Genomic DNA, 11,462 nt, shown 5'->3' on the forward strand with positions numbered 1-11,462 from the left:
AGGAACACTTAATTCCCCGTTGTGCACATGCGTGAATGAATTAATGGCTATTATCATAATCAGGTTGCAGATCATTACACACTCCTTATGGAGTGTGTTTTTTAATTTTTAACCCATTTTTTTAAAAATTGATGAAGTAACTTTTTTCGTGCTCGCGCCAACTTCTGACTTATAGCTTGCTCCGAATGACCAAGCAGTTTTGCGATCTCTTTGTAAGACATTTCTTCAATATAAAAAAGGGTGATAATGGTTTGATAGTCCTGTTTTAACTCTGTAATGGCATTTCGTAGTGCTTCGTCTCGCAACTTTTCTTCGACTTCAAGAGCAACACTGATTTGCTGAACTGCAACCGTCTTATTATCTTCAATTAAGCTGGCTATGTCTGTTGACTGACGATCTAATTTTGTTTTTCTTAAGTAATCCAGAGCGCAGTTACGAGTAACTTGCCTTAACCAAGCTTTGGAGTTATCAATTTTATACTTATTGACATTGGAAATGACTCTCAGGAAGCTTTCTTGAATGACATCCTCCGTTAAAAAATGGTCTCGGCCTAACAAATATGTAATATCTTGATGCACCAAATTATAAAATGAACGATAGACTGATTTTTGTAACGGAGGGGGAAGGTCGTAATAACTTTGGTGGAAAAGATAATTAAAATCCAAGCTATCTCAATCCTTTTTTGCATATTTTGGTGAATAAAAAACAAATGACATTCTTAATGTTATAGCATATATCAGGATAATGTAAGTGAATTGATTCAGAAAATACATATTTATGGATTTTTTTGCTAAAAAACGTTAGATGAGGAGATAAGCTGGAGTCTCTATATTTAGTAACACGTTGAGATTAGCCTTTATTGAAAGGAGGACGAACATTCATTACACGAATTAACTGTTTTTTTAATGTTAGAGATTTTTTTGAAATATCAATAATGGAGGAGTGATTTTAACATGAATAAGAAGAAGTTACTGTTAATTGGATCTTCTGCTTGTCTCGCACTATTCTTATCCGTAGGTGTTGCTGGTGCGAATTTAGGAAATGTCTTACAGAAGCATCTAGTGGAGGATGAGGCGGTTCTGCAAAAAAATATCAACAATATGAGTAATGAACAATTAATTGATGAAATTGATAACTTGGCTGCTACAGTGGGTCAACCTTCAACACTGGCTAAGAACGATAGTGTTGGTCAAAATGAGATTAATACCCTCATTCCTTTCGTATCGGCACTTTTCGAAAGAAAAGATCAGTTGAAAGATGAAGATATTCTTAAGATCGTTGCCGATAATACAAAGACAGTCATTACACGTGAAGCGCTAGTGGATTTGTATGTGCTTAAACATGAACAAAATAAAGATGGTGGGGAATTAAAACAAATTCTTCTTCAAGATGGTATTGATTCACAAGTGAAATCGAGAATTGTTGCTACAGCAGATTTCACTTTAGATGATGTGGGGTTATTAAAAGAAATTATTCATGAAGACGATGATATTCTTGCATTTAATGGTTTGAAACGTTTAAGTAATATCAATGTAAGCGAGGCATATGGAATTTCAGAGAGCATTTTGTCTAATATTGAAGAGCAATCTCCAAATAAAATTTCTGCTGCGTTAAGAGCTACAGCAAAGTATCTTAAAAATGAAAGTCAGTCTACCCTTCAAAAAAATACAGTGGATCTAGAAGCTGATTTCATTGACACCAGTTTTAAAATTATAAAATCAAGTAATGATGAAGTTCTTAAAGATTCTGCAATTTTCGCCATTTCCGAGATCGGAAGTCAAAAGGCTATTACACAAATTATCGAAAGTGATTTGGTCGAACAGGAACTTAAAGCTTTTGCGGTCGATCAAAACTTTATCACTCTAAAAGAGATACTTACAGGGAATCCGACAGAAGACGAAATTAGATTCGTAGTTTCTGCGTTAGAAATACTACCGATTGTGGACTTGGTTGAACCTCTTAGTGAAGTAACTTCAAGTATTAGTGATCCAGATTTGAAAAAGCGGAGCGAAGAAGTCATCATTGTGGCTCAAAAGGAAGGCATCAGCGGAAATTATAAATGGGCTGAATGAAAATATATGAAAGAGAGGCTGATTATAAAATGAAAAAAATTAGCAGAAAGCTATCTCTAATTCTATTTGCTATAGTTCTCTTAGGCACTTCATATACTGGAGGTGGAACAGCTGATGCAGCTACTGGAAATCAAGGGTATGCTGCCTATAGAGACGGAGTGTTTTTTGGATTTGACTGGCATGCAGGATTATGGGATGAACCTGCATCAAACTATGGTCTTCCTATTCTGCATGCTCCAGGAACCGGAAAAAGTGTACAATGGGACACTTGGTCTAACTTCATTGATGGTAATAATTTCAAAGGGACATATAGACCAAATACTGCCCCCTCTTCAGCTCAGAGAGATTTGTTTGTTGCTATGGGCAGAAATCTGCGTACACAAAATATTTCTTATAACTTAGGTTACCAGGTATATTATAGTACTGGTAGCGCAAGTACGTATGTTAAGTATGATGAAGTGAGTTCTATGCGGTGTGATGGTGTTATTGAATATATTTATGAATGGTACAGTTTTAGAGTATATGGAAACGATACTCAATGGGATGTCACTAAAAATGATTTTTGGATCAGGGAACAGCACAGTGGAACTCTGATCACTCCTAAAAAACAAGTGAACTACCTGACAGCGATATAATGGGAAAATATAAACATTTACTTCTAATGCTTCTGATCGTTGTTCCTTTCACAATTATTAATTTTAGTTCATATTTGAAAGGGCATACTCCGAGTATCTTTCAAGCGGCAGCATCGATACTCTTTATCCTTGTATGGTTTGTTTATGGCATAATGCAAAGTGACAAATACAAAGAATATGCGTTGCTCTCCACTTTGTATTGGTTAGCAGGTGTAATTTTACTTACTATAGGATATTTTGCGAATTCGGCAATTATATTTATTCCTGCGACTATTATTTGGGCAGGCCCGGTTTACGGAATAAGGTATTTCTTAGAGCTACCAGCTAATCTTGTTTTTGCCTTAGTGAGTATTGTGATAGTTTATGTGAGTAGTATTGTGGGTGTTTTATTGGGGAGAATTTTTAAAAAAAGGTCCGTAACCTTTGGGGAGAAATGATATCTTAATACATCTAGAACACCAAAAGTAGCTTCTGAATTATGAAGCTACTTTTGGTGTGTAAACCTATTTATTGGTATGAGGTACATTGTAGCTGATTAATCGCCTCTCTTTGGATGTATGCAGATTACTTAAATACTATAGAACCAAGGAACGAACTTGACTGGAAAGGCCCCCTTTGATCTACATACATTCCTCTTTCACATTGACATTCTCATTGGTTACAGTAACGTATGAATTGCCGGACAAGTATTCCGTATAACCGCAAACCATTTTGTTATAGGTTTTACCGCGGCTGTCCGTAAACTCCAAGGAGACGGTTCCCTCTCCGGAAAGTTTCAGCTGTGGGGCGAATTTCACTTTTACTCCGCTGGGAATATCTTTTTTGAATACGTAGGTGGAGCCACTCTCGTTGGTGCTATACGAGTCGCCTTGGGCCAGGCTAGCCTGAATATTGGTGAGATCATAGTCGGACTGATTGTGAATTGTGATTCTCAAGTGGCGAAAGGGATCGACTGCATTCAGCAAGCTCTTAAAGGCGAGGATACCTATGACGAGTACGATGGCGGACAAGATAATGATTTTCTTTTTGGAGAATCGGCGATGTGTGCTCAATATAAAGCACTCCTTTCCTATGAGGTATAAACGATGGGAAGAGATCAAAAGTTATAGAAAAAAATGGTTAAACACGAAAATTAAAGTTTGATTTGTCAGAATAACCTCATGCGCCAAGACGGAGAACAGGATACAATAGGGTACTAGCAGTGCATATAGGACTGAACAGAGATCCTACATAATGAAGACCACTCAACATAAGGAGGGGAATAAGTTGAAACTTTTTCCAATGAATCAGGAAGATTATGCGAGTTTCCGCATTCGATCGATTAAGGATTTTGCACAGGAAAAAGTAGAAGCGGGCACCTGGGCTGAGGAAGAGGCACAGCAACTGGCGGAGGAATCTTATGAACGTTATCTTCCAGAAGGCTTGAACACACCCGGAGCGTATCTCTACAATCTGGTGCACCCTGTGGACGGAAATGTGGGATATATCTGGTTTAACATCACGGATAATCGTCGTGGAAAAGATGCCTTTTTGCTGGATATTGTGGTTGAAGAAGCGCATCGTGGTAAGGGATACGGCACGGAGACGATGAAGGCGCTGGAACAGGCGGCTTTGAGTCTTGGCGTGGATCGCATTGGTTTGCATGTGTTTGGACATAATGTGCGGGCAAGCAGCTTGTATCGCAAGATGGGATATGAGGTAACGGATCTGACGATGTACAAGGAAATCAAAGGGTAAACCAATAGCGGAAGGGACTCTGGTCGAATTGGCGAAGTTCCTTGATGCCTTGAGGTTTGTCATATATAATGTATAGGATTATCCATACCGAACAAGTAATCAATGAGGAGTTGTCATATACATGGCTTTGAAAGCAGGAATTGTAGGGCTTCCGAACGTCGGAAAATCTACGTTGTTTAACGCAATTACACAAGCAGGTGCCGAATCGGCAAACTATCCGTTCTGTACAATTGACCCTAACGTGGGGATCGTTGAAGTACCCGATGAGCGTTTGGACAAACTGACAGAACTCGTTGTACCTAAGAAAACAGTACCAACAGCGTTTGAGTTTGTAGATATCGCTGGTCTTGTTCGCGGTGCGAGCAAAGGTGAAGGTCTCGGTAACAAGTTCCTTGCCCACATTCGTGAGGTAGATGCGATTGTACACGTGGTACGTTGCTTTGTAGATGAGAACATTACACACGTCGATGGCAAAATTGACCCGGTAAGCGACATCCAGACAATCAATCTGGAGCTGATCCTGGCCGATATCGAGAGTGTTGAGAAGAAAATCGATCGCTCCAAGAAAAACATGAAGGGCGGCAACAAGACTGCCTCTCAAGAAGTAGAAGTATTGGAGAGAGTGAAGGCTGTTCTGTACGATGACAAGCCGGCACGCAGCATGGAACTTACGGATGATGAGCTTCTGATCGTGCGCGATCTGCACTTGCTTACCCTGAAGCCTGTTCTGTACGCAGCCAATGTAGCTGAGGACGAAATCGGCGACGTGGCGAACAATGCTTACGTTCAAAAAGTAAGAGAATTCGCAGCTGCTGAGAACGCAGAAGTGGTGCCAATCAGTGCAAAGGTTGAAGAAGAGATCTCTGAGCTGGAAGGCGAAGATAAACAAATGTTCCTGGAAGAACTCGGTATCGAGGATTCCGGTCTGAACCTGTTGATCAAAGCGGCTTACAAATTGCTCGGTCTGTACACATACTTCACAGCAGGTGTACAGGAAGTTCGTGCGTGGACAATCCGTAAAGGTACCAAAGCGCCTGGCGCAGCGGGTGTCATTCACACTGACTTCGAACGTGGATTCATCCGTGCAGAAGTTGTTTCCTACGACGATCTGGTTGCAGCGGGTTCCATGAACGGTGCCAAAGAGCGCGGACAACTTCGTCTTGAAGGTAAAGAGTACGTTGTAAATGACGGCGACGTTATGCACTTCCGTTTCAACGTATAGGTTGTTACACGTTTATATGTAGATTCAATAACATGACCCTGCGACCTTCTCGTGAAGTTCGTGGGGTCTTTGACTTAGAGTTTTGCAGATGAGGAACAAGAAAAACCACCGGGATTAGGTTGGTCGGCTTGCAATCCGGTGGTTTTTCATTCGTTTGATTGAAATTCGCCGTGGTCGCCCACCGGCCTTTGTTAGAGAAGTCACGATGTTAGCGCATCGTGGCTTTTGTTTATTTTACATTTCGGAACAACATCGAACAACAATTTCATTTTGTATTTCGCAGCACCAAAAATTAGTTCATCCGCCTGCGGAACAGTTACTATTCAGAACCATAAGAATATGCTATAATTAAGAGTCGTATACCACGTTAAAATTCGCGCTTGAACAGATGAGCTTAAGCGAGTTTCATACAGGGTACGCGATTTCTTGATTTCACTTTAAAAGTAAAGGATTTGATGACGTTGTAGCGATGTTATACGTCGATCATACAGGAATGTGAATACATGCTGCGGTCAGGGGATTCGGTGAGAATCCTGTGCGTTGTGGAATATAGATTATAAATGTTATGAATAATGAAACCGAAATAATTATTAAAAACGATATTTGCATGGACAAAATAATGTGTGAGGTGACTATACATGTTGGATAAATTACAGGCGTTAGCCGACCGTTATGACAAGTTGAGTGAGCTTTTGTGTGACCCGGATGTGGCAAGTGACAACAAAAAGTTGCGGGAATACTCCAAAGAACAATCCGATCTGCAACCGACTTATGAAGCGTACAATGAATACAAACAGGTAAGTCAGGATCTCGAAGCTGCGAAGGAAATGCAGGGTGAGAAACTGGATGATGAGATGCGTGAAATGGTCAAAATGGAAATTGACGAACTGAGCACTCGCCAGAAGGAACTGGACGAATTGATTCGTGTACTCATGCTGCCAAAAGATCCGAATGACGACAAAAACGTTATTGTTGAGATACGCGGAGCAGCTGGTGGAGATGAAGCAGCGTTGTTTGCAGCAGATCTGTATCGGATGTACACACGTTATGCAGATGCACAAGGCTGGCGTGTAGAGCTGATGGACGTTAATACAAATGATCTCGGTGGATTCAAAGAGGTTGTTTTCCTGATCAACGGCCGTGGCGCTTACAGCAAAATGAAATACGAAAGCGGCGCACACCGTGTACAGCGTATTCCAACAACCGAATCCGGCGGACGTATTCATACGTCAACTTCAACGGTTGCGGTTATGCCTGAAGCCGAAGATTTTGATATCGAAATTCACGATAAAGACATCCGTGTTGATACGTTCTGTTCCAGTGGTGCCGGTGGACAATCGGTTAATACCACGAAATCCGCAGTACGGGTAACGCACGTTCCAACGGGAATCGTGGCGACATGTCAGGATGGAAAATCACAGAACTCCAACAAGGAAAAAGCGTTGCAGGTTCTGCGTACACGTATCTTCGATATGAAACGTATGGAAGAGGAAGCGAAGATCTCTGTTGAGCGGAAAAGTAAAGTGGGAACGGGCGACCGCAGTGAGCGGATTCGTACGTACAACTTCCCACAAAGCCGTGTGACGGATCACCGTATCGGTCTGACGATGCACAAGCTGGATCAGATCATGAACGGGGAGATTGAAGATATCTTGTCTGCACTGACGATTGCTCAGCAGACCGAGTTGATGGATAGAGGAGAGTAATCTGTGACCCGCGCGCAGTTTGTCATGACGCCGGAACAGAGCTGTCGGGAAGCCTTCGTGGAGGCTTCCTCTTTTTTGGAGAAGTGCGGCGTGTACGAGCCGCAAAACAATGCCCGGCTGCTGTTGGAACATGTACTCGGCGTCTATGGTGCCGCGTATTACATGATGCAGCCGGAGCCTTTTCCCAGCGAGCATCGCAGCCGCTGGGAGGACGCCGTCACGCGCAAGGCTGCGGGTGAGCCGGCGCAATACATTATCGGCAGCCAGGAATTCTATGGGCTGCCGTTCGAGGTCACGCCGGCCGTGCTGATTCCGCGGCCGGAGACCGAGCTGTTGGTCGAGGCTGTGCTGCGCGAAGCCGACCGCGTGTTTCCTGACGGCGCTCCGCTCGCCGTCGATATCGGCACGGGCAGTGGTGCCATCGCGGTGACGATGGCTTCACTGCGCCCGCGCTGGCAGGTCGGCGCCGGGGATCTCTCGGCGGCTGCCCTGCAAGTGGCCGCACGGAACGCGGCCGCGAACGGGGTACAGATCGACTTCCGTGAAGGCGATCTGCTGGCCCCGTTCGCCGGGGCACGGGTGGACATCCTGGTGTCCAACCCGCCATACATCCCGGCGGCGGATATCGCCGGGTTACAGCAAGAGGTGCGCGATCATGAGCCGCGCATGGCACTGGACGGCGGTCCGGACGGGCTTGCACCGTACCGTATCATGCTGGAGCAGTTGGCGCTGCTGCCTGCGCCGCCGCAGATCATTGGTTTTGAGCTGGGCCAGGGGCAGGCTCGCGACATCGCAGCTTTGCTTGAATCGGCGGGACATTGGCCGGAAATAATCATTGTACCGGACCTTGCCGGAATCGAGCGGCATGTCCTGGGTGTTCGTACTTCGGAACAGGTGACGAAAATGTAAGGTTCCGCGGGTTTTCTTTTTGCCGTGAAATCCTCTACAATGAGATATACCGAAGATTTCTGAATGCTTGGGGGAACATAATTACATGCTGCACAAATTTAAAAAGATAGACTATTCTATTGTCTTTATACTCGTTATTCTGATGGGTATCAGTATTTTGTCGATTTACAGTACAACGTTTGGTCGTCCAAAGCTGGAGGGACTCCCGAAAAGTGCAGTGATCTTTTATATTTTGGGATTCGTAGTCTTTTTTGGGATGTCAATGATCAACTATAAATTCATAATCAAAAATTATTTATATATCTATGGCGTGGGGATGCTCCTGCTCATATTCGTTATGTTCTTTGGTAAGGAGTATTATGGTGCAAAAGGTTGGCTGTCCATCTTCGGGGTCAGTTTGCAGCCTGCTGAATTGTTCAAGTTATGCCTAATTGTGTTTTTATCGGCCTTTTTGGCCCGAAAGAAGAACCGTCCGCTCTATTTTGGACGTGACGTTATTCCGATTTCGCTCTGTGTTCTGCCGCCGTTACTACTCGTATTGCTTCAAAATGACTTGGGAAATGCATTAAGCTATGTAGTCATTCTTGTGGGCCTACTATGGATTGGTAACATTAAATTTACGCATGCTCTCATTGGCTTTATGATCGCAGTGGCTGCTTTTATCGGTGGTACACAGGCGTATATTCATTACCATGATGAGATTGTTAAATTTCTGAATGAAATTGGACGTTCGCACTGGGCGGATCGTTTTGACCCTTGGCTTGTACCAGAGCTGACCTCAAGAGATGTACTCTGGCAGACGTATAATGCAAAGCTTGCGATTGGTTCTGGTGGGATTACAGGCAAAGGCTATATGGAAGGCACGACGATTCAGTCAAATCGGGTGCCGCTGGCCTATGCTGACTCCATCTTTGTGCAGATTGGGGAAGAATTTGGTTTCATCGGTGCCTCGGTACTGCTTCTCCTGTACTTTATCCTTATTCACAGGCTGGTGCTGATTGCACTGGAGTGTAAGGATCGCGCGGGGCCTTATCTCATTGTTGGGATCATAGCGATGCTCCTCTACCAGATCTTTGTCAATATTGGTCCATTCATTGGTCTGATGCCGTTGACAGGGATTACGCTGCCGTTTATCAGTTCGGGTGGTACCTCTATTATGATCAACATGATCAGCATGGGTCTTGTGATGAGTATTAAGGTCCACACGGAAGAGAACGAGGATATTCTTGGCTCTGCGGAACAACCAAGTATTACCGATTTGGTGATGAAATTGCTAAGACGCAAGCCGTCGCAGCAGGAGCAATAACGCTCTCGAATCAAACCGTGAAATAACACGTTAGATTTATGTATATAAGCTAGATGATTATAGAGCCCTGGAACAGACCAACCCAAGTTACATTGGGGGGATGTTTTGGGGTTTTTATTGTTTTTAGAGTGTGATTCAGGCGATTGAATGGTTTAATAGTCATCCTGAAGCATCCAGATTTCCATTTTATTATCCAATTATATACAATGGTAATATTGAGTCAATTGGAAATCATAGAATGTTAGATTTCAGGGGGATGGACGGCGTCATGTTGAGAATGTTGAAAAAGATGGACGGTGTGATTCTTTTTGTAATGCTGTTGCTCATGATTATTAGTGTATTTGCGATTTATAGCGGAACGCAGACAGATGCCAACCTGGCGAATCACCATGTCAAAACGTTGTATTTCTATGTGGCCGGGTTCATTGCGGTGCTTGTGATCGGGCTTGGGAATTACAAGTTATACGTGAAATATGCGTTTTATTTGTATGGCTTGGGGATCATACTATTGATCCTTGCGAATGTCCTGGGCAGTTCGATCAATAATGCCAACGGCTGGCTGAAGCTGGGCGAGAGCTTTTCTTTTCAACCGGCAGAGCTGTTCAAGATGATTCTGATTTTGTTCCTCGCCCATTTGATCGTGAAGAGACAACGAGGCACGCTGAAATTTTGGAGAGATATTGTGCCGATTGGCTGTTGGGCGTTTATTCCGTTTGCCCTTGTTATGGCTCAGAATGATTTGGGGAATGCGCTGGGGTATGTAGTAATTTTGGCTGCGGTATTCTGGATCGGAAATATGAGGCTGAAGCACGCATTGATTGCACTGGCGATTGTGGGAGTGGCGTTCTTTGGTTTTGTTAAAGCCTATACCTTCTACCATGATGAAGTTTTCACTTTTCTTGAAAAGATAAAACGTGAGCATTGGGCGGAGCGAATTGATCCCTGGCTTGTACCGGAAAAAGCTACCTCCAAAGCTTCCTGGCATACGAAAAATGCAGGTTTAGCCATCGGTTCTGGGGGCATCATCGGCAAAGGTTATTTGCAAGGAACATCCGTTCAGAGTGGACGAGTCCCCTATACGTATTCTGATTCCATTTTTGTTGTGATCGCAGAGGAGTTTGGCTTTGTTGGTGCATCCGTACTGATTCTGTTGTACTTTATCCTGATCCACCGCATGGTGCTGATTGCTCTGGCATGCAGAGATCGCGCGGGACCCGTCATCATTGTTGGTATTATCGGAATGTTATTGTATCAGGTGTTTGAGAACGTGGGGGCGTTCCTCGGACTGATGCCACTCACAGGTATTACGTTACCGTTCATTAGTTACGGCGGTACCTCTTTGCTTATAAATATGGCTTGCATCGGTGTAGTCATGAGCATTAAGTTGTACGGGCAAGAAGAGGAGGATGAACTTCTGATGGGAGAGCAGCAACCCCGGTTGTCGGAACGTTTATGGAATATGCTCAAGAAAGAAAAAAGTGCTGTGTAACTGTTGAGTCGGTGTAGTGAAAAGTAAAGTGGTGAGATGTATAACGTGATCGTTCCTAGGAATAAAGAGGTTGATTTGCCCTGTAACCAGGTGCAGATCAACCTTTTTAATATGATGGGTGAGAAAGTGTGAATGAGAGATGAGAGAAGCAATGCATAGGTGTCTTCGAGCCTGCTGTAAGCTGAGGCGTACCTGTAAGAGTCGGGACCAGCGTGTCGAGCATGATGTGAAGATTCAAGTGCCAGCTGTTAAGGGGTTAGGAGTTAAGAGTTAGGAGCTAACGAACCACACACGTCTTATTCGGGGATTTGAAGTGTCCGGAGAAAGCTAATGAATCTGAGACACGTTATATCAGCATAAACAGCCTTTTGTAGTGTGTTGATTAG

Annotated in this window: 11 protein-coding genes; 9 read left to right on the forward strand and 2 right to left on the reverse strand. The window is 43.6% G+C overall.

The window, feature by feature from the left end:
- Positions 1-101 precede the first annotated feature (101 nt).
- A complete protein-coding gene (locus ACDJ59_RS28655; protein ID WP_413407014.1) occupies positions 102-665 on the reverse strand; it encodes an RNA polymerase sigma factor in 564 nt (187 codons plus the stop codon).
- Between the two features lie 288 nt (positions 666-953).
- On the opposite strand from ACDJ59_RS28655, the gene ACDJ59_RS28660 reads away from it, so the two are divergent.
- The 3 genes from ACDJ59_RS28660 to ACDJ59_RS28670 are packed head-to-tail and all read left to right on the forward strand — an operon-like array spanning position 954 to position 3,144.
- The gene (locus tag ACDJ59_RS28660; protein ID WP_413407015.1) at positions 954-2,072 is read left to right on the forward strand and encodes a hypothetical protein; all 1,119 of its coding nucleotides are present in this window, start codon (positions 954-956) and stop codon (positions 2,070-2,072) included.
- Complete coding sequence (locus tag ACDJ59_RS28665) at positions 2,069-2,707, forward strand: hypothetical protein (protein WP_413407016.1); 639 nt, start codon at positions 2,069-2,071, stop codon at positions 2,705-2,707. Before ACDJ59_RS28660 ends, ACDJ59_RS28665 begins: the two co-directional genes overlap by 4 nt.
- Before the next feature lie 26 nt (positions 2,708-2,733).
- The gene (locus tag ACDJ59_RS28670; RefSeq protein ID WP_413407017.1) at positions 2,734-3,144 is read left to right on the forward strand and encodes a hypothetical protein; all 411 of its coding nucleotides are present in this window, start codon (positions 2,734-2,736) and stop codon (positions 3,142-3,144) included.
- Between the two features lie 183 nt (positions 3,145-3,327).
- On the opposite strand, the gene ACDJ59_RS28675 is transcribed toward ACDJ59_RS28670, so the two are convergent.
- A complete protein-coding gene (locus tag ACDJ59_RS28675; protein WP_413407018.1) occupies positions 3,328-3,759 on the reverse strand; it encodes a hypothetical protein in 432 nt (143 codons plus the stop codon).
- Between the two features lie 214 nt (positions 3,760-3,973).
- Here ACDJ59_RS28675 and ACDJ59_RS28680 point away from each other — a divergent pair, with 214 nt between their 5' ends.
- The 6 genes from ACDJ59_RS28680 to ACDJ59_RS28705 all read left to right on the forward strand — a co-directional run bounded on the left by ACDJ59_RS28680 (position 3,974) and on the right by ACDJ59_RS28705 (position 11,076).
- A complete protein-coding gene (locus ACDJ59_RS28680; protein ID WP_413407019.1) occupies positions 3,974-4,444 on the forward strand; it encodes a GNAT family N-acetyltransferase in 471 nt (156 codons plus the stop codon).
- Positions 4,445-4,565: 121 nt separating this feature from the next.
- Positions 4,566-5,666 (forward strand): redox-regulated ATPase YchF, encoded by a 1,101-nt coding sequence (gene ychF, locus ACDJ59_RS28685; RefSeq protein WP_017691917.1) that lies wholly within the window; start codon positions 4,566-4,568, stop codon positions 5,664-5,666.
- Between the two features lie 638 nt (positions 5,667-6,304).
- Positions 6,305-7,372 (forward strand): peptide chain release factor 1, encoded by a 1,068-nt coding sequence (prfA, locus tag ACDJ59_RS28690; RefSeq protein WP_017691918.1) that lies wholly within the window; start codon positions 6,305-6,307, stop codon positions 7,370-7,372.
- A 24-nt stretch (positions 7,373-7,396) separates the two neighbouring features.
- The gene (gene prmC, locus ACDJ59_RS28695; RefSeq protein WP_082218880.1) at positions 7,397-8,281 is read left to right on the forward strand and encodes a peptide chain release factor N(5)-glutamine methyltransferase; all 885 of its coding nucleotides are present in this window, start codon (positions 7,397-7,399) and stop codon (positions 8,279-8,281) included.
- Positions 8,282-8,366: 85 nt separating this feature from the next.
- Positions 8,367-9,587: an FtsW/RodA/SpoVE family cell cycle protein gene (locus tag ACDJ59_RS28700; protein WP_413407020.1), complete on the forward strand. Its 1,221-nt coding sequence runs from the start codon at positions 8,367-8,369 to the stop codon at positions 9,585-9,587.
- A gap of 268 nt (positions 9,588-9,855) precedes the next feature.
- Positions 9,856-11,076 carry an FtsW/RodA/SpoVE family cell cycle protein gene (locus tag ACDJ59_RS28705; protein ID WP_413407021.1) on the forward strand — a complete coding sequence of 407 codons (1,221 nt, stop codon included), beginning with the start codon at positions 9,856-9,858 and terminating at the stop codon, positions 11,074-11,076.
- Positions 11,077-11,462 lie beyond the last annotated feature (386 nt).

This window comes from Paenibacillus amylolyticus, from assembly GCF_047302515.1.
GTDB lineage: Bacteria > Bacillota > Bacilli > Paenibacillales > Paenibacillaceae > Paenibacillus > Paenibacillus amylolyticus_G.